This window comes from Pseudomonas sp. NPDC090201 (assembly GCF_044746825.1).
GTDB lineage: Bacteria > Pseudomonadota > Gammaproteobacteria > Pseudomonadales > Pseudomonadaceae > Aquipseudomonas > Aquipseudomonas putida_AD.
On the sequence record NZ_JBIVCX010000010.1, the window covers coordinates 112,545 to 138,152 of the forward strand.

A 25,608-nucleotide genomic window follows, 5' to 3' on the forward strand; every position below is an offset into this window, starting at 1 on the left:
GACCGAGGCGCAAGCTCTGAATTCATGGGTTAGCGAACGCGACGCAGGTAGCCGTCGGAGGCAACGGTGATCAGCAGCTTGTTCTGCACCGAAACGTCGATCTGGAAGTCGTCGTTTTCCTTGAGGTAGGCCCACACGGCGGTCTTGGGGTTGTCACCCTTGCCCCATGGACGGTCCGGAAAGGCGTCTTCGGGCATGTCTTCGACAACGGTGTCCATGACCACGCAATAGCTGTCGACCGACACCAGCGGTGCGTACAGGCGCAGTTCTTCGAGCACGTGCTCGTGGGTGTGGTTGGAGTCCAGCACCACCATGACCTTCTTGCCGGCAACGCGCGCGCGGACCTGCTCGACCAGCGCAGGATCGATGCTCGAACCCTGGATCATGCTCACGCGGTGGCTCATCGGGTGGGCTTCGATCGCCTCGCGGTTGTGCTGGCGGATGTCGATATCGATGCCGATCACTTCACCGTGGCCGATCAACTGCAGCAGCGAGGCGTAGTAGAGGATCGAGCCGCCATGGGCGATGCCGGTTTCGATGATCACGTCCGGGCGCACTGCCCAGATCAGCTCCTGCATGGCGATCATGTCCTGCGGGGTCTGAATGATCGGACGGCCCATCCACGAGAAGTGGTAGGTGTACTTGTGCCTGGCCGACTCGTTGTAGAACTGCTGACCCAGCGCGACGAGGCTCTTGTCCTGGCCCTGGGCAGCCACTTCGGCCTTGCACTCTTCCTGAAACACTTGAGCGGGGTTTGTAGTCATTGGTTTGCAGCCTCGATCTGGGAATGGAAAACGGCGTCGTCCACGGCGTGATACACGCACGCGCCGCCCGTCATCCGTTTGATTTCTTCTAGGTAATTGGAATTCATCACGAACAGGTGCGTGCCCGCGGGCCAACTGCTCATGGCTTCTTCGGGGGATGACACGCGCAGTCCGCTGAGCGGCAGAAACTGCCCCTGCTTCTGTGGATTGATGTCCACCACGTAATCGACTTCGATGCCCATGCGTTGCAGGAACAGCGAGAAAATCACGCCCTTGGACGCCCCGCCCCACACCGCCACGCCCTTGTGCGGCGCAGCCTTGATAACCTCGATGGCGCGGTTCAGGCTGCTGTCGAAGGCCGCGGGCATGCTCACTGCGGTGGTGGCATTGGCGACGGGGCGGCGCAGGCTCGCAAGGTTGGCCACCACGTACAGGAACTGGCCGTTGAACAGGTAGCCGGACTCCTGGACGTTGCCGAACATCTGGCGCAAGTCTTCGAGGCGGAAGTAATTGACGTGTTCGTAGAACAGGTCGAACCAGGCGCGATGCTCCAGGATCCAGTCGAAGCATGGCACCTCGATGTAGATCTGGCCGCCATGGTTGGCCGCCGCGATTTGCGCCAGAAACGCCATGGGGTCCGGAATGTGTTCGAGCACGTGGCGCAGCACCACACCGTCGGCACGAATGCCCAGGCGCGGGTTGAAGGTGTCCTTGATGACCGCCGGGTTATCGCCCTCGTAGGCCGGGTCGACGCCGCGAATGTCATAGCCCCTGCCAGCGAGCATCTCCAGAAAGTAACCCTTGCCGCAGCCGACTTCGACCAGCACCTTGCCGGTGAAATGACGCGCCAGGATGCCTTCCACGACCTCGAGATGCTGCTTGAACAGCGCCGAGTGGGCCTGTTCGTTCTGGTAGTTGCTGTCATAGATCAGCTTGGCCGGATCGAAGGCCTGGTTGTAGATCAGGCCGGTTTCTTCGTCCTGGACCAGCACCAGATCGGCCCTGCCCGACTGCCGCGCCGAGTGCGGTTCGGCGAAGGTGCGGTTCTGCAACACCGGCAGATCCATCGCCCGATACAATTCACGCACCATCAGAGCCCCCTAACAATTGCTGCAGCCGATCCCGGGTGCCCCAGAACGCCATGGGTTCATGAGCCGAGTAGCCGTAATGGCCAAGGTTGAGTGAAATCTTTGCGCCGCGCGCCTGCAGGTAGTCCTCGACCAGCGCCCGCACCGACACGGGCCGGCCGCTGCAGCAATTGAACACGCCGGCGAACTGTGGATGCTCCAGCGCCGTCACCAGGCAGGCCGCCGCGTCTTCCACGGCCAGGTAGTCGCGCAGTTGATCCCCCGGGGACATGTCGAACTGCGTATCGCCAGCCTGGATGGCTCTCTCCAGGGCCGCCAGCAGGCTGTTGGGGTTCTGCCCTTCGCCGTGCAGGTAGAACAGCCGCGCCCACTGCAAGGTGAACGCTTCGGTGCGGCTCAGGGCTTCCAGAAACTGGCGCAGGGTGTTCTTGGCCAGGCCATAGGGATTGACGGGCTGGGCAAGCGTCGACTCGCTCAGCGGACCGCTCTGCAGCCCGTACTCGAAGCAGGTGCCGGTGACCAGAACCTGGCTCACACCACTGCGCACCACCTGCTTGATGAAGGCGTAGTCGGCGGGCAGGTTGACCTCGAAATGAAACAGCCCCGCGTAGTTCGGCAGCCCCGGCCAGGCGAGGTGCATCAAGGCGGCGACGCCTTCGCTCAACGCAGGCACATCGGTGGCGGCGGCATGGATGTCCGCGGCGACGAATTCGACTGCGGCATCGCCATACCACGGCATGCTGCGTGCCTTGTCGGCGTCACGGGCCACGGCACGCACGGCAAATCCGCGCGCCAGCAACGCCTTCACCACGTGCCGGCCGATGAAACCGGTCGCACCGGTCACCAGAACTGTTCGATTGCTCACAGGAAGGTCAACTCCGGCACGGCAATCACGAAACGGCCGCCCCAACCGTGCACGTGGCTCTGCTGCTCGCCGATCTCCTTGAGCAGGTTCCACGGCAGCACCAGCACGTAGTCCGGCTTCTCGATGGCGATGCGTTCGGGGGAAACCACAGGGATGCGGCTACCCGGCAGGAATTTGCCCTGCTTGTGCGGATTGGCGTCGGCGACCCAGGCCAGCAGGTCCGGCTTGACACCGGCATAGTTGAGCAAGGTGTTGCCCTTGGCCGCCGCACCGTAGCCCACCACGCGCTTGCCCTCTGCCTTGGCCTTGAGCAGGAAGCCCAGCAATTGATGCTTGATGCGTTCGGCCGCAGGCGCCAGGGATGCGTAGAACTGCGGCGTTTTCACCCCGGCGTCCAGCTCGGCCTGCAACTGCTGCGCGACCGCAGGCTGTACCGCTTGAGCGCCGGGTTGCGAAAGGCTGCCACGTTGCACGAAGACCCGCAGCGAGCCGCCATGGGTCGTGAGTGATTGCACATCGAAGACCTGCAGGCCGTTGCGTTCGCACAGGGTCTGCACGGCAGTCAACGACAGGTAGGAATAATGCTCGTGATACAGGGTGTCGAACTGCTGCCCGGCGATCAGCGCCAGCAGTTGCGGGAATTCGAAGGTCGCAACACCGGTTGGCTTGAGCAGCGTGGCGAACCCGCGCAGAAAGTCGTTGATGTCCGGCACATGGGCCAGCACGTTGTTGGCCGCCATCAGGTCCGCCGACCAGCCTTCGGCAACCAGCGCCTGCGCGGTGGCCTCGCCGAAAAACACCTCGCGGATTTCCAGGCCCTTCTCCCGCGCCGCCTCGGCGGTGCTGCGGGTCGGCTCGATGCCCAGGCAGCCGATGCCACGACCGGCCACGTACTGCAACAGGTAACCGTCGTTCGCCGCGATCTCGACCACGCGGCTGTCAGCGTTCAGCGCGAAGCGCTCGACCATCTCGCCCACGTACCGCTCGGCATGGGCCAGCCAGGAACTGGAGAACGAGCTGAAATAGGCATAGTCGGCGTCGAACAGGCTTTCGGCGCTGGTGTAGTCATCGGTCTGCACCAGCCAGCACTGTTCGCACACATCGACCTTCAACGGCACCCACTGCTCGGCCTGGGTCAGTTGCTCGGGCCGCAGGTAGGCGTTGGACGGTGGCGCAGTGCCCAGATCGATCAGCGGCAGCGAAAGCTTCGCACCGCAACCACGGCAATTCATAAACGCACTCCAGCAAAAGTCGAGTCCAGCATTGGATGGCCAGCGTCGCGAGCCGACAGATTCTTGACAGGCAACAACCAGGCAATGTCCAGCCGTGGGTCGTTTGCCGACAGACCGGCCTCATGCTCGGCCGAATAATCGGCGCTGTGCAGGTACAGAAGCTCGGCGTCGTCGGTCAACGCCTGGAATCCGTGGGCGAAGCCTGCAGGAATCAACAGGCTGCGCCCGTCGCCAGCTTCCAGTCGCTCGGCATGCCACTGCAAGAAGGTTGCCGAATCCGGGTTCAGGTCTACGGCCACATCCCAGACGGCGCCGCGCAGGCAGGTAATCAGCTTGGCTTCGGGGGCCTGGGCCTTCTGGTAATGCATGCCGCGCACCGTGCCCTGCTCGGTGGTGCGGGAATGGTTGATCTGGCGAATGTGAAAAGTCTGGCCGAACGCGGCCAGGCTGCCCTCGCAGAACAGCCGTGAAAATTGCCCGCGCTGATCGGCGTGACGGCGGTGCTGGACGCTGAACAGCCCTTTGAGCGGCAAGGCGCGCAATTGCATGTCGATCATGTGCGCTCCATGTACTGGTTCAGTTGCGAGAGGGTGAAGTCGCGCATGTCTTCGCCGGCCTTCCACGCCAAGTGCCAGGCCAGGGTGTTCTGCAGGCATTGCTGCAAGGACCAGCGCGCTTGCCAGCCGAGCAACTGCCGCGCACGGCTGCTGTCCAGGCGCAACAGACCGGCTTCGTGCAGCTCGCTGGTTTCCACCCGCAGCCCCGGCGCCTGAGGCCAGTGGCTGGCGAGGGTTGCGACCACTTCACCGACGGTGCACATGTCGCTGTCGCTGGGGCCGAAGTTCCACGCACCCGCCATCTGCGGGCCTTGCTCGAACAGCCCCTGGGCGAGCAGCAGATAACCCGCCAGCGGCTCCAGGGCGTGTTGCCAGGGGCGCACGGCCTGCGGATAACGCAAGGTCACAGGCTCCCCCGCCGACCATGCCTTGAGCACATCGGGGATCAGGCGGTCGGCGGCGAAATCACCACCGCCCAGCACATTGCCCGCGCGGGCGGTGGCGATGGCCAGGCCGTGCTCGGCGTATTTATCGGGATGAAAAAACGATGCGGCATAGGATTGCGCGAGCAATTCGCAGCACGCCTTGCTGCTGCTGTAAGGGTCGTGGCCGCCCAGGGGCTCGTTCTCACGATAGGGCCACAGCCACTCCTGATTGGCGTACACCTTGTCGGTGGTCACCAGCACGCAGGCGCGCACGCAGCCGACCTGACGCACCGCTTCAAGCAGGTTGAGGGTGCCCATGACGTTGCTCGAGTAGGTGCCCAACGGGTCGCGATAGCCTTCGCGCACCAGCGGCTGGGCCGCCAGGTGCAGGACGATTTCAGGCTCGACGTCTGCGATCACCTCCAGCAGTGCGCCGAGGTCGCGCAGGTCGCCACGGCGGTCGTCGATGCCTTCAGCCACACGGGCAAGCTCGAACAGGCTCGGCTCGGTGCCGGGGTCCAGGGCAAAGCCGGTCACCCGGGCACCCATGCTGCCCAGCCACAGCGCCAGCCAGCTGCCCTTGAACCCTGTGTGTCCAGTGAGCAGGACACGCTTGCCCTGCCAGAACGCCGGGCTCAGCTCCACTGCTTCCATGGAGCCTCCCCGCTCTGCCAGAGTTCTTCGAGCTGATTCTTGTCACGCAGGGTGTCCATCGGGTGCCAGAAACCTTCGTGCTGGTACGCGCGCAGTTGATCCTGGGCAGCCAGTTGCGCCAGCGGCTCGGATTCCCACGAGGTCATGTCATTGGCAATGAACGGCAGCACCCGGGGCGACAGCACGAAGAAGCCGCCGTTGATCCAGCCACCGTCGCCACGGGGCTTCTCGGTGAAACCCAGCACGCGGTCGCCATCGCGATCCAGCGCACCGTAGCGTCCTGGAGGCTGAACGGCGGTCACGGTGGCCATCTTGCCGTGGCCACGGTGGAAATCGACCAGCGCGCCGATGTTCAGGTCCGAGACGCCGTCGCCATAGGTGAAGCAGAAGGCTTCTTCATCTTCGACGTAGCGCTGGGCGCGACGCAGGCGGCCGCCGGTCATGGTGTCATCCCCGGTGTCGATCAGGGTGACGCGCCATGGCTCGCTGTAGTTCTGATGCACGTCCATGCGGTTGTTGCGCATGTCGAAGGTGACGTCGGAGGTGTGCAGGAAGTAGTTGGCGAAGAAATCCTTGATCGCATAGCCCTTGTAGCCGAGGCAGATCACGAAGTCGTGAATGCCGTGGGCGGAGTACTGCTTCATGATGTGCCAGAGAATTGGCTTTCCGCCGATCTCGATCATGGGCTTGGGTTTCAGATGCGACTCTTCGCTGATACGGGTACCGAGACCGCCCGCCAGAATTACTGCTTTCACTGCACTTCCCCTCATGTTTCGTTCAGGGCTCAAGCTGGCGCTCTTCGCGCCTCGCAGGCCGTCTGGACCAATCACCGAAATCGACATCGCACCGTGCAGGGCAACGCCTGGAATGCACGATTTATGGCGATATAAGGGAGGTCTTGCAGGAAGCGCGCCAGTTTTGCGGCGTCTGTTTTTCTGGCATACGACCGCTGACGCCGGCAAGCCGGACTGCTACCAAAAGCGTCGGAGGACGCGAGATCCGGGTACGCCGCCGGTCCGTAGCAGCACGGCCTGCCGGCGGAGGCGTCCGCAAGATCGACCCGCGGGCAAGCCCGGCTGCTACGGGATTGGGTGCACCCAGAAATCCTTGAATGTGCCGGCAATCTATGGTTGAGCCGACAATCTGTGGTTGTGCCAGCAATCTGTGGTTGTGCCGAGAATCTGTGGTTGTGCCGACTATCTGTGGGAGCGGGCTTGCCCGCGAATGCGTCAGACCTGACGTTTCGATATCGCCTGCCCCACCGCTTTCGCGGGCAAGCCCGCTCCCACGACTCCGACCCAGACAGAAATCGCCAACACCCCGCAACCCCGTAGCAGTCCGGCTTGCCGGCGTCGGCGCCCGCGATATCGCTGACGCGGGATCCGGGTCGCCGCCGATCCGTAGCAGCACGGCTTGCCGGCGGGGACGGCCGCGAGATCGACCCGCGGGCAAGCCTGGCTGCTACGGGATCGGGTGCACCCAGGAATCCGTGAATGTGCCGGCAATCTATGGTTGTGCCGACAATCTGTGGGAGCGGGCTTGCCCGAGAATGCATCAGACCTGACGTTTCGATATCGCCTGACCCACCGCTTTCGCGGGCAAGCCCGCTCCCACCATTCCGACCCACACAGAGATCTCCACCACCCCACAAACCCGTAGCAGCACGACTTGCCGGCGGGGGCGGCCGCGAGATCGCTGACGCCGGCAAGCCGGACTGCTACCAAAAGCGTCGGAGGACGCGGGATCCGGGTACGCCGCCGGTCCGTTGCGGCACGGCTTGCCGGCGGGGGCGTCCGCAAGATCGACCCGCGGGCAAGCCCGGCTGCTACGGGATTGGGTGCACCCATGTATCCGAGAATGTGCCGGTAATCTATGGTTGTGCCGAGAATCTGTGGGAGCGGGCTTGCCCGCGAATGCGTCAGACCTGGCGTTTCGATATCGCCTGACCCACCGCCTTCGCGGGCAAGCCCGCTCCCACGACTCCGACCCACACAGAAATCTCCACCACCCCACCAACCCGTAGCAGTCCGGCTTGCCGGCGTCAGCGCCCGCGATATCGCTAACGCGGGATCTGGGTACGCCGCCGATCCGTAGCAGCACGGCTTGCCGGCGGGGGCGGCCGCGAGATCGACCCACGGGCAAGCCTGGCTGTTACGGGAGCGGGGGTCAGTCGGCTAGCCAGCCGTTGACCCAATGCTGCAGGTTGTCGTCGCGCAGCATGTAGTCGCGCAGCACCGCTTCGCGCAGGGCGTCGCCCTGGCGGTAGCTGGCGTCCGGGTCGGCGAGGTGGCTGCGGATTGCCTCGAGCCATTCTTCCGTACTGTTGGTGTAGATCCGCGTGCACGGCAGGTAACCACGGTAAGCCAAGGTGTCGGTGCAGATCACCGGGTAGCCGCAGGCGCCGTACTCCAGCAACCGCAGGTTGCTTTTGCAGTCGTTGAAGATGTGATGCTCCAGCGGGGCGAGCGCCAGGTCCAGATTCAGGCTGGCCAGTTTGGCCGGGTACGCCTCCAGCGCTACCACCGTGTGAAATTCGCGCACGTAAGGCCGCAAGGCATCCGGGCACATGCCGAAGAATACCCAATCCACTTCATCTGCCAGCTCACGCACCACCTCGGCGATGATCTCAAGGTCACCCGAGTGGCTGGTACCGCCGCCCCAGCCGACCCGTGGCTTGACCGACGTTCGGCGATGGCTGCGCAGACCGCTCCACCAGTGAGGCGAGAGCATGTTCGGCACCACGCGAATGTCGGTGTGCATCTCGCTCAGGGCATCGGCCAGCGGCTGGGTCGATACCACCACCCGGTCGCACAGGCTGATGCCACGGCGCACCAGGCGCTCCATCTCCAAGCGGTCGGGCATGTTGCGGATGTGCGCGTTCTTCTTGGGCACATGGATGACGTAGTCATCCAGCTCGAAGATGCGTCGCGCCCTGGAGTAGGTTTTCAGCCCTACGATCTCATCAATGGGGGCTTCGCTGTAGCGCCCCTGCAGCACGATGATGTCGGGCGACTGGCGCTCGATATCGATCATGCTCGGCAGGTTGTAGTTGATCACGCCCACCGCCCTACCCGCCGCTTCCAGCTCGATCAGCGGCTGGGTGACGCGGTAGTGACCGATGGCCGACGCGTTGATCGGCAAGGCCAGGATGCGCGGCAGTTGCGTGGTGGAAAACGGACTCCAGCCAGTGGTCAGCCCCGGCTCCAGGTTGAAGCTGGTGCCGCCCAGGCTGTTGAGCGCAAGGTTGGGGTTGTACGCCGGATCGCGGGCCACTACCGGCAGCCAGCGCAGGTAGAAACGCTCCTGTTCCAGAATCTGCAATTCGCGAAGCTCAGGCGTTGCGATCACCGGCGGCTGGCTGCCCAGGGCAAGCAACGCGTGCGGAGTCCAGACCACCAGGTGACCGCTCTCGCGCACCCGCAGGCACAGGTCGACATGGCTCAGGCCCTTGCCGTACTGAACCTCGTCCAGACCGTCCAGCTCGGCGAACAGGCGCTTGCGAATCATCAGGCAATCGCCGCCGACCGCAGAGAGGTCGCTGACCACCTGCAGGCGTTGCAGGTAGCCGCTGGCATTGATGTTCTCGCCGTGGAACGGCACACCGGCCGGGCCATGCAGGCCCAGGATCAGCCCGGCGTGCAGCACCTGCCCATCGGAGCCGAACAGCTTGGCGCCGACCACACCGACTTCCGGGCGCTGAGCCTGACTGACCAGCTCGCCGAGCCAGTCGCCATGGGTAATCATCGCGTACGGATTGAGCAGCAGCAGGTAGTCGCCGCGGGCATCGCTGGCAGCCTGGTTGTACAGCGCGGCCACAGGTTCGGTCTGCGAATGGCGCAGCACCCGCAAGCGGTCGGGGTCCAGTTGCGCCATCGCCGCCAGCCACGCCCGGGCCTCGGGGGTTTCGCTGGCATTGTCGACGATCAGCAGTTCATAGCGGCCGTAGGCGGTTTTCTCGAACAGGGTTTCGACGCAGCGCTGCAAGGCCGGCAACTGGTCCTTGACGATCAGGATGATCGACACCAGCGGCTGTTCGCGGTGCAGGTACTCGATGCGGTTGAGCAACGCCAGGCTCTGGCCCGGACGAATGTCGTGGGCGATGCCACAGCGCTGCAAGTGCGCCTGGACCACTTGAAGGTTCTGCTCGGCGACCTCCGGCAGCGCCAGCCAGCGCGGTAGCGGGAACGACGATTCCAGCAGCAGTTCGCTGACATGGCCAATGGCTGCGTCGCCGTCCTGCTCGAACAGCCGCCACAGGGCGTCGTGGGGTGCCAGCACGCCAAACCGCGGATCAAAACCGCCGGCATCGAGCAACGCACGGCGGGAAAACGCCAGGGCGCGACCGACATAAGGGTAGCTGCGCAGCATGTCGAGGTTGAAGTCCGGCTTGAACACCGGCTCCGCCGACTCGCCCTCGCGCAGCGAGCCTTCGTCGCTGTACAGGCACTGCAGCCCGGGGTTCATGGCGATGCGCTCGGCCAGCATCAGCAACGCCGGCTTGACCAACCGGTCCCCTGCCTGCAGCAGGTAGCACCACTGGGCCCCGTCGAGCTGCGACAACAGCGGGTTGAGCTGGGCGTAGGGGTCGTCCTGCAGCGGCAGGGTGAACACCCGTTTTTCAAGCCGGGCTTCGGTGCAGGTGCGCGACAGCACGACGATCAGTTCCGGCGGATACAACTGCTGGTCGAGGCTGTCTAGGGTCGTTGCCAGGCTGGCGCGACCACCCGTTTCGTCGATGATGACCGGAACGATCTTCGGCCGCGACGGCCACTGGGCGATGACGTTGGGCAACTGGCTCTGCTGCAGCGGTGTCAGCATGCGGCAGCTCAGCCACTGGTCATACAGTTCGGCGAAACTCTCGCTGTCGATGCCGACCCGCCACTGCTGGGTGCTCTGCTTGGTGCCGAGCGAACGGCTCAGCGGCAGCTCATCCCAGGCACGAGGTTGTGCAGGGCCGCCCGCCAGTTCGTCGTCGGTCAGCGGCTGGTAGCGCACCCAGCCCTTGGCCGGTGCCTGCTCGCCACCACGGGCTTCGAGCATCTGCAGCAACCACTCGCGCTCTTGCAGGGCGGCGTCCTTCATCGATTGCTGATGGCTCAGCCGATCCTGATGCAGACGCTCGACGCTCAGCACGTTGTTGAGCACCACCACGTTGCTGCGCCGCATCAGGCAGATGTACAGCGCCAGGTCCAGCGAGGCGACGAAGCCGTGCTCCGGCTGGGTCAGTGCCGGCAACAGTTCTTCAAGGTCCCTGCGACGGAACATCGAACTGCTGAAACCACCGACGAAGTTGATCGGAAACGCCTGGAAGATCCCCAGCAGGTCCTCGCCCTTGTACACCGCGCCACGAGGGGCCAATGCACTGTTTTCAAGGCGGGCCGGAAGCTGCACGTCATCGGCGTCCCAGAACAGGCGCAAGGCCAGTACCAGATTCACGTCCGGATGCATGTCCAGCTGCCGCGCCTGCATCTGCACCGCCAGCGCGAACAACTGGTCATCGTCGCAGAGAAACTTCACGTACTCGCCACGGGCCTGCGCCAGGCACGCCTGCAGGTTGCCGACAAATCCCAGCCGCTGCGGGTTGCGCACGTAACGCAGGTCGACCCGAATGTTCTGGGCAAAGGCTTCGGTGATGCGCTGGATCTCGTCGCCGCGCGAGTCGTCGCAGACAATCACTTCCAGGTTCGAGTAGGTCTGGCTGAGCGCGCCCTGTAACGCACGCTGGAAGAAACGGGAATTGAAGGCGGGTATGACGATGCTGACCAGAGGAGCTGATTTCACAGGCGGACTCACGAGCGGCGCGCCCCTCTCGGCTGAGAGCGGGGCTTAACCGCTGAAAAAAACGGTTGACGCTCGGCGGTGGCGGCGCGGGAAGAATTCGCGCACCGCCCTCCGGTCAGGCGATTACAACTTGCTGAACAGGTTCAGCGAGGACAGTTGGGTGAACACCAGTTGCGAGGCTTGCAGCATGTTCTTCTGCAGGGTCAGCCTGGCAATGGCATCGACCGGGTCGGAGGCGGTGATGGTGCCCGACTCGGTAGTGCCGTTGTCGATCAGCGTCTGGTTGGTGACACCTTGCGAGGTGGCCGTGGCTGCGCGCGCACCACCGTCGGCGACCGCATCGCCGATCTGGCTGGCGGCGCTGGTCAGGTTGCCGATGGTCGAGGTCAGGGTGGCCTGCAGCTTCTGCTTGGCGATCGGATCACCGTCCACCTTGCTGTTCAGGGCATTGATGACCGTGCCCAGGGTGTTGAGGATGTTCTGGCTCTGGGGTGCGGAACCGGTGGCGGTGAATTGATCGCCCGCCTGTGGCGCGCCGCTCAGGGTGAAGGTCACCCCGGCTGCGGTCGCCGTTGGCGGGGTGCCGGTCAGGGTGCCGCTGGACACCGGCTTGCTGGTGGCCGGATCGTAGGGCGCCGCGTACAGATCAAAGCTGGTGGCACTGGAGAAACGCAGGATCGCACCACCGGACGGGAAGGTGCTGTCGTAGTTGGCCTGGTTGGTGACCGTCGTGCCGCTGATCACGGTTGACGACGGGTTGGCCGGCAAGCGTGCAGTGGTGACGGACGTCGGCGAGACCGCCAGCTGGAAGCTGTGGCCTGCGATGGCGGTATCGGCCGCGCCTGAGTTGGTGTACTGCGCCTGGGTCAGGTTGACGTTCAGGTTCAGCTCCAGGCCACGGAAACCGATGCTCTGGTTCTCCGGGCCGGTGGACTTGAACTTGCCGGCCGACGAGGCTTCCGCAGTCACGTCGTTGCCGTTCTTGTCGAGGATCTGGTACTGGGTGCTGCTCTGGAACGTGATGCTGTACGGCTGGCCGCTCAGGAACTTGGTGTCGTAGTCAGAGCTGTTGCTGACGCTGCCGCCGGACAGCGTCAGCACGCCGTCGTCAGTGGTCGGGGACGTCAGGGTCGCCGAGGTCCGGGTGGTGTTGATCGCCTGCTCGAACGCATCCCAGCCAGTGATGTTGCTGGCCATGGAAATGCCGCTGCCGATGTTCAGCATGTTGCGGGTCTGGTCGCCCTGATAGCTGTAGCTGCCATCGGGGTTGATCGCGTAGGGCGGTGTGCTCGACTTCGAACCCGAGAACAGGTAGTTGCCTTCCGAATCCTTGGAGTTCATCAGGCCCAGGATCTGGTCCTGCAACTGTTTGAGCTCCGAAGCGTTGGCCTGGCGGTTCTGGTCGGTGTTGGTGCCGTTGCTGGCGGACAGCACCAGCTCCTGGGCGCGCTGGATCGCCGAGGTGATGGCGGTCAGCGCGGTCTCGGTGTTCACGACGCCGGTGTTGATGTTGTCGATGTTGGACTTGTACTGCAGCAGCATCGAGTTCTGTTGCTGCAAGGCCAGTACGCGCGCCGCGCCCACAGGATCGTCGCCCGCGGTGTTGAGCTTGATCTGGCTGGAGACTTCCTCGCCGGTCTTGGTGACGTTGGCGTAGGTGCGCGAGTAGTTGCTGGCGCTGGTTTCGTAAAACTGGGTGGTGGAAATACGCATGGTTTACGACCCCTTAAAGACTGTTGATCAGCGTGCTGAAGATGGCTTGAGCGGCTTTGATGATCTGCGACGAGGCCGTGTAGTACTGCTGGTACTTGACCAGGTTGGCCGCTTCTTCATCCAGCGACACGCCGGACACGCTGTCGCGCGCGCCCTTGGCCTGGGCCAGCACTGCGGTGGTGGCGGTAGCGTCGGCCGAAGCCTGCTTGGCTTTGGCACCGACCGAGGAAATCAGGTTGGCGTTGGCGCCGCTCAGGGTCATCCCGGTGCCGCTGCCGCCGGCGGTATCGACGGTCTGTTTGGTCTGCAGGGCCAGCGTGGTCTCGGCATTGCGGTTGTCCGAGGAACCGGCGCCGGTCATGTCGATGCTGAAAGTGTCCCCTGCCTTCGGCTCGCCATTGATTGACATACTGATGGAGAACGACTGCGCCGCACCCGACGAGTCGGTGTAGCCCACTGCCAGGTTAAGGTCGTTGTTCTGCTTCTGCACGATCGTGCCGGTGATCGGGTTGCCGTTCTTGTCTTTGACGGCTGCCCCGCTGGCGTCAACCAGCGAATAGGACTGCGTGCCGTCCGCTGCGACGGCGCCCATCATCAGGCGCATCGGCGTCGAGCCGTCGATGGCCTTGCGCAGGTCGGCGGTGCCGGTGGCGTCGTAGATATTGGTCGGGGTGTTCAGCACAGGCTGGGTGAAAGTCCCGTTGCCCTCGTTGCCTGCACCTTTGGTGGCCGTCAACGGCGCCGCCAGCGCGATGGTTTTCGGGTCGGTCATGACCGTCTTGATGCCACCCGCCGCCGACGCGGTCGGGCTGACCTTGAAGCTGTCGCCGGCAGTGACCGCACCGCCATTGAGCTTGAGCGAGAAGCCATCGATAACCGGTGGCGGCGTGGTGCTCAGGTCGTAGGCGCCCATGTTCTGGCCGTCCGGCAGGCGAGTGACGCTGTAGCCGGTGGCGCTGGTGAACGTCACCTGATAGTCGTTGGTGGTCAGCGCGCCGGTGTTGGCGATGGTCACGTCCAGATTGCCGGAACCTGCGCTGTTGCCTTTGTTGGCAAGGCTGCGCTGGCTGACCAGGCTTGGGTCGTTGATGCTGGTGAACATGCTGGAGCCAAAGTTGCCGTTGGCATCCACGCCCTGCCCCATCTGCTGGTTGATCTGGTCGGAGACCACCAGCGCCAGGCGACCGAGTTCGTTGGCCGCAGGCTGCAGCACGTCACTGCGATAGCGCAGCAGACCGCCGATGGTGCCGCCGGTGACCACCGACGACACATCCACGCTGCTGTTCTGATAATTGAGCTTGACCGAGTACACGTTCGGGTCGCTGTCGCTCGGGCCTGCGGTCAGCGTGCCGGCCTTGCCACCGGTGACCAGCGGCTGGCCGCTGCCGATGTAGACGTCATAGTTGCCGTTGTTCTCGACCACCTTGGCGCCCACCAGGTCGTTGAGCTGGCGCACGGCCTCGTCCCGGGCATCGAGCAGGGAGTTGGGCTCGCCGCCGGTGGCCTTGGCCTGGGTGATCTGGGTATTGAGGTCGGCAATCGAGGACGCCAGCGAGTTGACCTGTCCGGTGAGGGACGTCAACTGACTGTTGATGCTGGTGTTCTGGTCCTTCATCTGCGAGGAGATGGCGTTGAACTGCCCGGCGAGCGACTTGGCGCTGGCCAGGAAATTGGCGCGGTTGGCCGCGACGGTCGACCCGCTCGACAGCGTCTGCAAGGACGAGAAGAAGTTGCTCAGGACGGTGCTGATCCCGGTCGAGCTGTCGGACAGGATCGAGTCGAGTTGCTTGGCCTGACCCAGATACGCCTGGGCATCGGAGTTGAGCGATGTACTGGACTGCACTTGGGTGTTCAGGAAGCCGTTGTAGATCCGACGCACGTCCGACAGCGTAGTACCGGTGCCGATGAAGCCCACACCGATATTCTGCTGAGCACTGGAGGTGGTCATCACTTGCTGGCGCGAGTAGCCCAGCGTGTCGACGTTAGCAGTGTTGTTGCCGATGGTGGTCATCGCTGCACTGCTGGCGTTCAGTCCCGAAAGCCCAATTGAGATCAGTGACATGGTTCAAACCTTATAAAGTCGTGGAAGAGCCCGATGCGGTTGCAACGCTCTGGTAACTCTTCATCTGTTTCGCTATTTGGGAAATCTTGCTGGCATAGCCCGGATCCGTGGCGTACCCGGCCTTCTGCAGTTCTTTCACAAACTGTTCCGGGTTATCGGCCGATTTGAGCGTGGCTTGATAGCGATTGTTGTTCTGCAGGAAGCTGACCAGATCGTGGAAGCTGTCGGCGTAGGAGTCGTAGGAACGGAAGTCCGCCGTCTCCTTGACCATCTTACCGTCGCGAAACTCGCTAGTGATCGCCCGCGCTTCAGGCCCCTGCCAGCCACCCTGGGCCTTGATGCCGAACAGGTTGTGGCTGCTGCTGCCATCGGATTGACGCATGATCGATTTGCCCCAGCCGGTTTCCAGCGCCGCCTGGGCCACCAGCACGGTCGGATCGACGCCGATCCGCGCGGCGGCGTCCTTGGCCAGCGGTAACATGGTGGCGACGAACTCGTCGGCATTGGCGAACGCCGCCTTGCCCGGCGCCAGCGGAGTCTGCACGCGGTTGCGCACGTAGCTGTCGGCCTGGGCGGTGTACTGCGGGCCGATGGTCCAGTCGCCATTGCCCGAACTGCCTGCCTGCTTGGCGGCGGCCACGGCATTGGACACGGCAATGCGGTTTTTAAGCGTGGTCGCACTGGCCGCAGCATCACCTGCGGTGTTCGGCACGATACCGGCCATGATGCGGTCGGTCAGCTTGCTTGGCAGCGACAGGCGACGGGCGTTGAGCGCGGCCACATCGTTGTGCACGCTGCCATCGGCGTTGGTGCCAAGGGCGGTGGAAGCCGGCGCGACCGAACGGGTTGCCCACAACGGACGCTGGGCGATACGGGTCGCCAGGCCACCCTGGGCGTGAGTCGCGTCGGCGGCCGTCGGCGCCGCCGGGTTGAGCTGGTTGGTCGCAGGGCCCGCATCGCTCTTGTTCTTGGAGAGCTGGCGCATCAGCACTTCCTGAAGGCCGATACCGCCCCCCTCACGGGACATGCTGACCGCCAGTTGCTGGTCGTACATGTCCTGATACTGCCGGGTCGCGGCAGTGTTCATCGGGTTGTCCTTGGCCAGCACTTCGTTGGCCGAGCGCATGGCTTTGAGCATCTGGCTGACGAACAGCGACTCGAATTCCTGCGCCACCTTCTTGAGGTTCGCTTCGCTGTCACGATCGCCGTTCTTCATGGCGGTCAGGCGATTGAGGTCGGTATACGCCCCCGAATCGACTGTGCTCGTGCCGCCAGTTGGAATACTCATCGGTCAGTCCTTAAATCACGATCAGGTCGGCTTGCAGGGCGCCGGCCTGTTTCAGTGCTTCGAGAATCGCCATCAGGTCGCCAGGGGCTGCGCCGACCTGGTTAACCGCACGCACGATTTCGTCCAGGGTGGTACCCGGGCCGAACTTGAACATCGGATGCAGTTCCTGTTGTGCATTGATCTTGGAGCGCGGCACCACGGCGGTCTGGCCGTTGGAGAACGCACCCGGCTGGCTGACCACAGGGTCTTCGGTGATGGTCACGGTCAGGCTGCCGTGAGTCACGGCGGCCGGCGAAACCTTGACGTTCTGGCCGATGACGATGGTGCCGGTACGCGAGTTGATGATGACCTTGGCCGAGGTCTGGCCCGGATCGATCTCCAGGTTCTCCAGCACCGACAGGTAGTCCACGCGCTGGTTGGGGTCCAGCGGCGCTGTCACGCGCACCGAACCACCGTCCACCGCTTGCGCGACGCCTGGGCCGAGCATGTCGTTGATCTTGTCGACGATGCGCTTGGCCGTGGTGAAGTCGTTGCGGTTGAGGTTCAGGGTCAACGAGTTGCCCTGGTTGAAACCGCTCGGCACCGCACGTTCGACCGACGCACCGCCAGGGATACGACCCGAAGACGGAACGTTGACGGTGATCTTCGAACCGTCGCGGCCTTCGGCGTCAAAGCCGCCGACCACCAGGTTGCCCTGGGCGACCGCATAGACGTTGCCGTCGATACCCTTCATCGGGGTCATCAACAGCGCACCGCCGCGCAGGCTCTTGGAGTTACCGATGGACGACACGGTGATGTCGATCTGCTGACCGGGCTTGGCGAACGGCGGCAGGTCGGCATACACCGCCACGGCCGCGACGTTCTTCAGCTGCACAGTGCCCGAGCCCGCCGGCACCTTGATGCCGAACTGCGAGAGCATGTTGTTGAAGGTCTGCAGGGTAAACGGTGTCTGGGTGGTCTGGTCACCCGTGCCGTTCAGGCCCACCACCAGGCCGTAGCCGATCAATTGGTTGGTGCGCACGCCGGAAATGCTGGCGATGTCCTTCAGGCGTTCGGCATGGGCGCCGATGGCCGTGGTGAACAGCAGCGCTGCCGCTATCAGTTGCTTGAACGTGATCATGGCTATCCCGGTATCAGAAAGGGAACAACGGGCTCAGGAAGAAACGGTCGAACCAGCCAGGCTGACTGGAATCGGCGAACGCCCCTGTACCGGAATACGTGATGCGCGCATCGGCCACACGAGTGGACGACACGGTATTGTCGGTGGCGATGTCGTCTGCACGAATCAGGCCAGCGATGCGCACCAGCTCATCGCCGGTGTTGAGCGTCATCCACTTCTCGCCACGCACCGACAGGATCCCGTTGGGCAGCACATCGGCCACGGTCACGGTGATGGAACCGGTCAGGCTGTTGCTCTGCGCTGCCTTGCCGTCGCCCTTGGTGGCGCGGTCGCCGCTGTAGCCTGCGTTCAGGCTCAGGTCACCGCTGCCCACCGGGTTGTTGGTGCTCACACCGGCACCGAACAGCGAGGTCAGGCCGACGCTGGTCTTGCTGGTCTTGCTGATCCCGGAACTGGCCGCCTTGCTGGCCGCCATCCGCTCGGACAGGGTGATGGTGATGATGTCACCCACCCGGTAAGCCTTGCGGTCGCCGTACAGGTTCTGCTCGAAGCCTGCCTGATAGATCGAGCCATTGTTCGCCGCCGAAGGCAGCGGCGTTCGTGGCAACACCGGCGCATAGTAAGGGTCATTGGGCTTGGCCGAAGGCGCAACGCAACCGGTCAGCAGCGCGAGCCCGCAAAGCGGTGCTGCCAACAGGGAAAGCCGCAGTACAGAAAGCCGTTTCATGACACTTAAAACCTCTCGGTGTAGCAAGGATTGACCAGGTGTTTCGTTAAAGACCATCAGGTGTTTCAGGATCCGCTTGAAGGTGACCGACTTACAGGTTTTGGGTGACGTACTGCAGCATCGAGTCGGCGGTCGAGATCACTTTGGAGTTCATCTCGTAGGCGCGCTGGGTGGTGATCATGTTCACCAGCTCTTCAACGGTGCTGACGTTGGAGTTTTCCAGGGTGTTCTGACGCACCACACCCAGGCCGGTCAGGCCAGGCGTACCGACTTGCGGCGCGCCGCTGGATGCGGTTTCCAGGTACAGGTTGCCGCCCTGGGACTGCAGACCGGCCGGGTTGATGAAGTCGGCGGTCTGGATGTTGCCGATCACCTGTGGCGTGGCAGTGGCGGCGGAAGTGGTCACCGACACAGTGCCGTCTTCGCCGACGGTGAAGGTCTGCGAGTCCTGGGGCACGACAATCGCAGGCTCCAGCGCGTAACCGTTGGCGGTCACGATCTGGCCGTTCTGGTCCAGGTGGAAAGTACCATCGCGGGTGTAGGCCACGGTGCCGTCCGGTTGACGGATCTGGAAGAAGCCACGGCCGTTGATTGCCATGTCCAGCGGCTGGTTGGTGGTCTGAAGGCTGCCGGCTGTGAAGTTCTTCTGGGTGCCGACGATGCGCACACCGGTACCCAGCTGCAGGCCCGATGGCAGCTCGCTGTCCTGGGTGGACTGAGCACCTGGCTGACGCTTGATCTGATAGAGCAGGTCCTGGAATTCGGCGCGATCACTCTTGAAGCCAGTGGTCGAGACGTTGGCCAGGTTGTTCGAAATGGTCGTCAGGTTCATGTCCTGAGCGGCCAGGCCGGTTTTAGCGACGTAAAGTGCCGGAAGCATGTATTGAATCTCCTCGAGCGCCTGATTATCGGCGCAAGCTGTCAGTCATTAGCCCATTTGCAAGACGCGAGCCATCGACTCGTCGTCCTGCTCAGCGGTCTTCATCATCTTGATATGCAGTTCGAACTGGCGGGACAGCGCCAGCACCGAGGTCATTTCCTCGACGGCGTTGACGTTGCTCGACTGCAGGAAACCGGATTCGACCTGCACGTTGGCATCGGCCTGCGCCGGTTTGCCGTCTTTGGTGTGCATCAGGCCGTCGGGGCCTTTTTCCAGGTTGGCAAGGTCAGGCCGGACCAGCTTGATGCGGTCGATCTGCGCCATCACCTGCGGGCTCTCACCCAGGGACTGAACGCTGATCGTGCCGTCGGCGCCGATTTCGATCTGCTGCTGTGGCGGCACGGCAATCGGCCCGCTGTTGCCCATGACCGGCAAACCATTGCCATCACGCAACACGCCGAGGGCGTCGATATTCATGCTGGAGGTGCGGGTGTAGGCTTCGCCGCCATCGGGTGTCTGGACCGCCATCCAGCCGTCGCCCTTGACGGCAACGTCCAGTTCGCGACCGGTGTCGATCATCGACCCCTGGCTGAAGTCAGTGCCCGGGCGCTCGCTCATGGCATAGGCGCGAGACGGGTTGACCTCGCCAAATACCGGCATCGAGCGGGCCTGTTCCAGGTCGCGCTGGAACCCGTTGGTCGAGACGTTCGCCAGGTTGTTGGCATGGGCCTTTTGCGCGATGGCGTTTTCCGACGCACCGCTCATGGCCACGTAAAGCAACTTGTCCACAGTCTTCCTCCTCCGACAGACGCTTGCCGCCTGTAGCTGTACTGAGCAGGTCATAGCAATGATCGCGCCAGTTTTTCAGAAGAGATACAAATGGCTGATTTCCCAGTGATTGCGGGCGCAAATCGGACCGGGTCGGCAGCGGTGATTTGATCGGCGACGGCGGACCGCCACTTTCGATAGAATCGCCACAGCCTGCGCGCCAAAAAAATTTCGCGCAGGGAGCGATAATTGCAGTGCCTGGGTTATCGGGCCTTTTGCCAACAGGAAATTGTCATGCGCTTGCCGCTCACCTTCACCCTCCTCCTCGCCTTCACCACCCTGGCCGTCGCGGCGCCAGCGCCTTATTACCTGTGGCAAGGCAAGACCAAGACCGTTTGCGCCCAGACCAGCCCCGGCAAAGGCTGGACCCGCATCAGCGGCGCGTTCGTGAAGTCTGATTGTTCGATCTGAATGACGATAATTCACCCCTAGCAGCACGGCTTGCCGGCGACGGCGGTGTGTCAGGTACGGTGATGCCGAACCCATTGACGCCATCGCGGGCAAGCGCGCTCCTACAGGTGGCGGTGCAGGGATCAAGTCGCGCGAATCAGGGTCTGCATGAGTTCAGCTTCGGTCGACAGGCTTTTGGAATTGGCCTGGTAGGCGGTCTGGGCCTGGATCAGTTCCACCAGTTCCCGGGACATGTCCACGTTCGAGCCCTCCAGCGAGTGGCTGACCACCGTGCCCAGTCCTCCAATGCCGGGCGTCTCGAAATTCGCCATGCCGGACGCGTGCGTCTGCACCCAACGGGTCCCGCTGATCGGTTGCAGGCCCTGTTCGTTGGCGAAGCTGGCGAGCATGACCTGGCCGATCTTGCGATGCAGGCCGTTGGTGTAGCCGACGCTCATGATGCCCGACTTGTCGATAGACAACCCCGACGCCACCCCAGACGCATGACCATCGACCACCACATTGGAACGCCCGGTGTCGGCCCGGTGCTGGCTCAACTTGCTGTAGTCGAGCAGGATACCGTCGCCGCTGGCCACCGCACCGCTGCTGCCCCAGCGGCCGCCCGGCTTGTTGCCGTCCAGGGACTTGGCCGGAATCCAGCCGCTGAGGGTCAGCTTGCCGTTGGCCGCCGTCAGCCCCGGGCCGCCACTGAGCAATTGCATCGAACCATCGGCGTTGAACAGCATGCTGGCCGTCAGTGGATCGGTGCTGGCCGGATCCTGCGGATTGCGCCCGTCGATCAGCACGTGCATTTTCCAGCTGTTGCTGCCGTCCTTGACGAAGTACTGGCTCAGTTCGTGCCGGTTGCCGAGGCTGTCGAACAGCCCGGTGGGGATGACCCTGTTGAAGGTGGTCACATCGGAAGGATTGAACGGTGGCACGGGCCTCGCCATCGCTGGATCAGCCGGATCGAGCAGCGGCGCGCCCGCCTCGGTCAGCGGCAGCTTGATGGGCCCCGCATTGCTCGCCGGGCTGGGTTTCCAGCTGCCGTTTTCCTTGATCGCCGGCCGCCAGTCATGCAGCGCAAGCTCAGTGTCACTTTCCACGCTCACCACCGCCGAGGCACCGCTCAGGTGAAGCTTGCCGTTGGCGTGGGTGCGCAGACCTATTTCCAGCGGTGAGGTGGTCGAGGGATCCAGCGGGTTGATCCCGTCGATGAGGATGTACGAGGTCCAGTTGTTGTCGTCGGTCTTGACGAAGTACTGCTTGAGTTCGTGGTCTTGCGGCGGGATTGCCGCTCGGGCATGAGTGGTGATGACCTCTTCGCCCTTGTGGTTCTTGCCCTTCTCTTCCTTGATCTCCGGAGCGCCGGCGTCCTTGATGGTCTGGGTGGTCACGCGCGTGTAGGTGCGCGGATCGTCAGGATTGAAACGCAGCAGCGCCGCCAGCGATGCCGCCGAGGAATCCAGGTTCAGCGTCTGCTCGATCTTGCTCGTGGCCTTGGGCGCCATGTTCGCGGTGTCCATCTTCAGGTCGCTGCGCACACCGCCGATGACCTGGCCATCGGCATTCACGGCGTAACCCTGCAAGCGGCTGCCGTGTCCGTCGACGATGAAGTTTTCCGCATCCTTGTTGAAGGCGCCCGAACGGGTATAGCTGATGGTGCCGCCGTCGCTGACCACAAAGAAACCCGAACCCTGGATACGCAGATCCAGCGGGCGCCCCTCACTGGTCTGGGCCCCGCCGGCGGCGAAGTTCTGCGAGACATTGGTCAACTGCACCCCGTCCCCCACTGCCGACCGGCTACCGCCCAGGGTCGCCGAGCCATACACCGCAGAGAATTCCGCGCGAGAGGATTTGAAACCCGAGGTGTGTACGTTGGCGATGTTGTTGCCCGCTACTTCCATGCGCTTGTGCGCCGCGTTCAATCCGGAAACCGCAATATTGAATGACATGAACACTCCCTGAGTCGTTTTCACGACACATCCGTCAATGCATTGATAGTCGCGGGCAAACGGATGCGGTCGAACACGGCGGCTCAAACGCATTCATTTGCCAGCGGTTTTATGCTCGCAAAAACGGAAGTAGGAATTTTCCAGTTATCGAGTGGGATCCCTCCTGTTATTTCAGACCCGCGAAACACCACCCATTGTCCATAAAAAAGCCCCTCCGAAGAGGGGCTCTGTCAACGCCTGTCCAGCAACCGTTATCAAGTCATCTGGATGGTGGTCTGCATGATGGTGCTTTCAGTCGAAATGGTCTTCGCGTTCGCCTGATAGTTGCTCTGCGCCTTGATCAGCTGAACCAGTTCGGTCGTCAGGTCAACGTTGGATTCTTCCAGCGCAGAACCGGTAATGTTACCCAGCGTACCCGACTCCGGAGCGCCGGTGACCGGAATGCCCGAAGCGTAGGTTTCACGCCACATGGTGCCACCGGCCGGGGCCAGGCCCTGGACGTTGGCGAACGACGTCAGCGCAACCTGACCGATAACGCGCGACTGGCCGTTGGTGTAGGTGGCGAACAGGTTACCGGTGGAGTCAACGTTCATCGCGCTGATCTGGCCGGTGTAGTTGCCGTCCTGATTCTTGGCGATGGCGCCGCCGGCTGCGTTGGTCTGGGTGGTCGCCAGCATGTCCAGCTTCATGCCGCCCGTGGCTGCCGCTGCACCGTTGGCTGCCCAGGTGGTGGTCGAACCGACGGTCTTGCTCTGGGCCGGAATCCAGTTGGCGACGGTGAACGTGCCATCAGCGTTTACCACCATGTTGGCGGTGGACGTTGGCGCAGGGGTGGTCACCAGGTTACCCGCCGAGTTGAACGTGAGGTTGGTCACGTCCGGGGTGGTGGATGCCGGGTTGGAAATGCTGCGACCGTCGATCATCGAGTACATGTCCCAGGTATTGAGTCCCGTCTTCCGGAAGTACTGGTCGAGGGTGTGCTCGTTGCCCTGGCTGTCGTAGATCTTGGTGCTGTAAGTCAGGTCGTAGGTTTCGACCTTGGCCGGATCGAACGCGGCAGCGGTGTTGATTTCCTTGCTCGAATCCAGGTTGGAGCTGATGCTGATGCTGGTGGTCGCCTTCGGCGCCATGTTCGAGGTATCGACCTTCAGGTTGGTAAGGACGCCCGTCTTCACATTGCCGTTGGCATCAACACCGAAACCCTGCAGGTTGTTGCCGTTGGTGTCGATGATGTTGCCGGCGGTGTCGGTGTGGAAGTTACCGGCACGGGTGTACAGCTTCTCGCCATTGTTGCTGACCATGAAGAAGCCGTTGCCGTTGATCGCCAGGTCCAGGTCACGGCCGGTGCCGGTGGTCAGGGAACCCTGGGTGAAGTTCTGGGTCACCGCCGCGGTGGTCACGCCGCTGCCGACGTTGGTGCCGCCGGAAGTACCACGAATGGATTGCGCGTACTGGTCGGCGAATTCCGCACGGGAAGACTTGAAGCCCACGGTCGCGACGTTGGCAATGTTGTTGCCGGTGACGTCCAGACTTTTATTTGCTGCGTAGAGCCCACTCAGACCGATATTGAAAGACATGTATCACTCCTGCGCCGTCGATCCGGCTCTAGATTCCGATTTGTTGAACTTTGGACAAGGCAACGTTGCTGCCATCGGCCAGGTTGAGAGTCATTGCAGTGCCCGCCGAGCCCATGGTCACGCTGCTGACGGTGGCCGGCAGGTAGGTCTTGACCGTGGAGCTCTTGCCATCCAGCGCTGCTGTGGCCACGAAGCTGTAGTTGCCGGAGGCCAGTACGTTGCCGTCCTCGTCCTTGCCGTCCCAAGTGAAGCTGGCGTTGCCGGCCTTCTGCTCGCCCAGATCGAGGGTGCGGACCACCTCGCCCTTGCTGTCATAGACCTTGACCTGAGTCACGGTGCTGCTGTTAGGCAAGACGGCCTGACCGGTAATGCCCTTGGTGGTGTCGACACTGGTGGAGCCGGCGTCGACTACCACGGTGCGGCCCACCAGCGAAGACGCCTGCAACGCCTGGGACGACTGGTACATGCCGCCAATGGCGTCGACCGAGGTGCTCAGGTTCTGCATGGTTTCAAGACTTGAGAACTGCGCCAGCTGGGCCACGAATTCGCTGTTGTCCTGTGGATCGAGCGGGTTCTGGTTCTGCATCTGGGTGACCAGCAATTGCAGGAACGAATCCTTGCCCAGGGTGCTGGAACCGGTGGTGCTGTCGCCAGCCTTGCCGGAAGTGGCCGACTGGAGCGACTTGAGGTAGTCGCTGGTGGTCGTGTCGTTGGTAACGGTCATCGCATGCGCCCCTTATCACTGACCCAGGGTCAGGACCTTCTGCATCATTGTTTTGGCGGTGTTCATGACTTCCGCGTTGGTCTGGAACGAGCGACTCGCCGAGATCATGTCAGCCATTTCGTTGACGACGTTGACGTTCGGGTAGTAGACGTAACCGTTCTTGTCGGCAGCCGGGTGATTTGGCTCGTAGCGGGCTTCCAGGTTGGAAGCGTCCTCGACGATCCCGGACACCTGCACGCCGGTACCGGCCTGGCCCTGCTCTTCGAACAGCGAAGCGCTGCCGCCGGCTTCCTGGCTCTGGAACACGGTGGAGAAGACCGGGTGACGGGCACGGTAGGTCTTGTCCAGGCTGGACGACACGGTCTCGGCGTTGGCGATGTTACTGGCGACGGTGTTCAGGCGAGTGTTCTGGGCACTCATGCCACTACCGGCAATATTGAAAACACTGGATAGAGACATGAATTACTCTCCGCGCAGGGCTGCTACCAGCCCTTTGAACTTACTGTTGAGCAAAGTGAAACTGGCCTGAAAGCCAATCGCGTTCTCGGCGTAGTTGGCGTTCTCGACCTGTGAATCGACGGTGTTCTGGTCAAGCGACGGCTGCGACGGCGTGCGATACAACAGGCTCGCATCGCCGGTGCTCATGCCTTCGGCCTCGATATGACGGTTGTTGGTCATGTTCAGGGCGAAAGTACCGTTGTTGGCCTTGTCGCTTTCGGCGGCCAGCACCTTGGAAAAGTCCAGGTCGCGCGCCTTGTAGTTAGGCGTGTCGGCGTTGGTGATGTTGTTGGCCAGCACTTCTGCACGTTGAGCGCGGAAGTTCAGCGCTTTCTCGTGAATGCCCAGTGCCTTGTCGAAGCTGATGCTCATGTCGGGAACCTTTATCGGTTGACCAGATGTTCGTGACTGCAGGTCTTAGAGCAAGCGGCGTGCCAAGTTGTGAAATGGCCGTATTTGCTGGGGTTCGAGGCAAGTGGC

At 62.8% G+C, this 25,608-nt stretch carries 21 protein-coding genes; 1 reads left to right on the plus strand and 20 read right to left on the minus strand.

Translation table 11 applies throughout. The annotated features are described in order from the left end of the window. Nucleotides 1–29: 29 nt before the first annotated feature. From ACIPOO_RS21875 to ACIPOO_RS21945, 15 genes are all read right to left on the minus strand, one after another. Nucleotides 30–764 carry a cephalosporin hydroxylase family protein gene (locus ACIPOO_RS21875; protein WP_274132353.1) on the minus strand — a complete coding sequence of 245 codons (735 nt, stop codon included), beginning with the start codon at nt 762–764 and terminating at the stop codon, nt 30–32. Beyond that, entirely contained in the window at nt 761–1,855 is a 1,095-nt protein-coding gene (locus ACIPOO_RS21880; protein ID WP_400609760.1) for a class I SAM-dependent methyltransferase, read from the minus strand. The genes ACIPOO_RS21875 and ACIPOO_RS21880 overlap by 4 nt, the downstream gene beginning before the upstream one ends. Then, the gene (locus ACIPOO_RS21885; protein WP_400609762.1) at nt 1,845–2,717 is read right to left on the minus strand and encodes an NAD-dependent epimerase/dehydratase family protein; all 873 of its coding nucleotides are present in this window, start codon (nt 2,715–2,717) and stop codon (nt 1,845–1,847) included. Before ACIPOO_RS21885 ends, ACIPOO_RS21880 begins: the two co-directional genes overlap by 11 nt. Then, nucleotides 2,714–3,949: a methyltransferase domain-containing protein gene (locus ACIPOO_RS21890; protein WP_400609764.1), complete on the minus strand. Its 1,236-nt coding sequence runs from the start codon at nt 3,947–3,949 to the stop codon at nt 2,714–2,716. Before ACIPOO_RS21890 ends, ACIPOO_RS21885 begins: the two co-directional genes overlap by 4 nt. Further along, a complete protein-coding gene (locus ACIPOO_RS21895; RefSeq protein WP_400609766.1) occupies nt 3,946–4,506 on the minus strand; it encodes a dTDP-4-dehydrorhamnose 3,5-epimerase family protein in 561 nt (186 codons plus the stop codon). Before ACIPOO_RS21895 ends, ACIPOO_RS21890 begins: the two co-directional genes overlap by 4 nt. After that, the gene (gene rfbG / locus ACIPOO_RS21900; RefSeq protein WP_400609768.1) at nt 4,503–5,585 is read right to left on the minus strand and encodes a CDP-glucose 4,6-dehydratase; all 1,083 of its coding nucleotides are present in this window, start codon (nt 5,583–5,585) and stop codon (nt 4,503–4,505) included. The genes ACIPOO_RS21895 and rfbG overlap by 4 nt, the downstream gene beginning before the upstream one ends. Beyond that, nucleotides 5,567–6,340: a glucose-1-phosphate cytidylyltransferase gene (gene rfbF / locus ACIPOO_RS21905; protein WP_274132347.1), complete on the minus strand. Its 774-nt coding sequence runs from the start codon at nt 6,338–6,340 to the stop codon at nt 5,567–5,569. Before rfbF ends, rfbG begins: the two co-directional genes overlap by 19 nt. Nucleotides 6,341–7,751: 1,411 nt before the next feature. Then, nucleotides 7,752–11,366, minus strand: coding sequence for a glycosyltransferase (locus tag ACIPOO_RS21910; protein WP_400609770.1), 3,615 nt, complete (start codon nt 11,364–11,366; stop codon nt 7,752–7,754). A 123-nt stretch (nt 11,367–11,489) separates the two neighbouring features. Next, nucleotides 11,490–13,079 carry a flagellar hook-associated protein 3 gene (locus tag ACIPOO_RS21915; protein WP_274132345.1) on the minus strand — a complete coding sequence of 530 codons (1,590 nt, stop codon included), beginning with the start codon at nt 13,077–13,079 and terminating at the stop codon, nt 11,490–11,492. A gap of 13 nt (nt 13,080–13,092) precedes the next feature. Next, on the minus strand, nt 13,093–15,141 hold the full coding sequence (flgK, locus tag ACIPOO_RS21920) for a flagellar hook-associated protein FlgK (RefSeq protein WP_400609772.1): 2,049 nt from the start codon (nt 15,139–15,141) through the stop codon (nt 13,093–13,095). Between the two features lie 10 nt (nt 15,142–15,151). Continuing rightward, a complete protein-coding gene (gene flgJ, locus ACIPOO_RS21925) occupies nt 15,152–16,429 on the minus strand; it encodes a flagellar assembly peptidoglycan hydrolase FlgJ (protein ID WP_400609774.1) in 1,278 nt (425 codons plus the stop codon). Between the two features lie 10 nt (nt 16,430–16,439). After that, nucleotides 16,440–17,549 carry a flagellar basal body P-ring protein FlgI gene (locus tag ACIPOO_RS21930; RefSeq protein ID WP_274132342.1) on the minus strand — a complete coding sequence of 370 codons (1,110 nt, stop codon included), beginning with the start codon at nt 17,547–17,549 and terminating at the stop codon, nt 16,440–16,442. A 13-nt stretch (nt 17,550–17,562) separates the two neighbouring features. Further along, nucleotides 17,563–18,276 (minus strand): flagellar basal body L-ring protein FlgH, encoded by a 714-nt coding sequence (flgH, locus tag ACIPOO_RS21935; protein ID WP_274132341.1) that lies wholly within the window; start codon nt 18,274–18,276, stop codon nt 17,563–17,565. 91 nt (nt 18,277–18,367) lie between these two features. Then, nucleotides 18,368–19,156 (minus strand): flagellar basal-body rod protein FlgG, encoded by a 789-nt coding sequence (flgG, locus tag ACIPOO_RS21940; RefSeq protein ID WP_274132340.1) that lies wholly within the window; start codon nt 19,154–19,156, stop codon nt 18,368–18,370. 48 nt (nt 19,157–19,204) lie between these two features. Then, a complete protein-coding gene (locus tag ACIPOO_RS21945; protein WP_274132339.1) occupies nt 19,205–19,945 on the minus strand; it encodes a flagellar basal body rod protein FlgF in 741 nt (246 codons plus the stop codon). Nucleotides 19,946–20,218: 273 nt separating this feature from the next. On the opposite strand from ACIPOO_RS21945, the gene ACIPOO_RS21950 reads away from it, so the two are divergent. Further along, nucleotides 20,219–20,395 (plus strand): hypothetical protein, encoded by a 177-nt coding sequence (locus ACIPOO_RS21950; protein WP_400609777.1) that lies wholly within the window; start codon nt 20,219–20,221, stop codon nt 20,393–20,395. 122 nt (nt 20,396–20,517) lie between these two features. On the opposite strand, the gene ACIPOO_RS21955 is transcribed toward ACIPOO_RS21950, so the two are convergent. The 5 genes from ACIPOO_RS21955 to flgB all read right to left on the minus strand — a co-directional run bounded on the left by ACIPOO_RS21955 (nt 20,518) and on the right by flgB (nt 25,500). Beyond that, nucleotides 20,518–22,329: a flagellar hook protein FlgE gene (locus ACIPOO_RS21955; RefSeq protein WP_400609779.1), complete on the minus strand. Its 1,812-nt coding sequence runs from the start codon at nt 22,327–22,329 to the stop codon at nt 20,518–20,520. Between the two features lie 254 nt (nt 22,330–22,583). Further along, nucleotides 22,584–23,906, minus strand: a complete 1,323-nt coding sequence (flgE, locus tag ACIPOO_RS21960; RefSeq protein WP_274136397.1) for a flagellar hook protein FlgE — start codon at nt 23,904–23,906, stop codon at nt 22,584–22,586. Nucleotides 23,907–23,934: 28 nt separating this feature from the next. Further along, nucleotides 23,935–24,630 carry a flagellar hook assembly protein FlgD gene (locus tag ACIPOO_RS21965; RefSeq protein WP_274136396.1) on the minus strand — a complete coding sequence of 232 codons (696 nt, stop codon included), beginning with the start codon at nt 24,628–24,630 and terminating at the stop codon, nt 23,935–23,937. Nucleotides 24,631–24,645: 15 nt separating this feature from the next. Beyond that, entirely contained in the window at nt 24,646–25,089 is a 444-nt protein-coding gene (gene flgC / locus ACIPOO_RS21970; protein ID WP_274136394.1) for a flagellar basal body rod protein FlgC, read from the minus strand. Between the two features lie 3 nt (nt 25,090–25,092). Beyond that, nucleotides 25,093–25,500, minus strand: coding sequence for a flagellar basal body rod protein FlgB (gene flgB, locus ACIPOO_RS21975; protein WP_274136392.1), 408 nt, complete (start codon nt 25,498–25,500; stop codon nt 25,093–25,095). Nucleotides 25,501–25,608 lie beyond the last annotated feature (108 nt).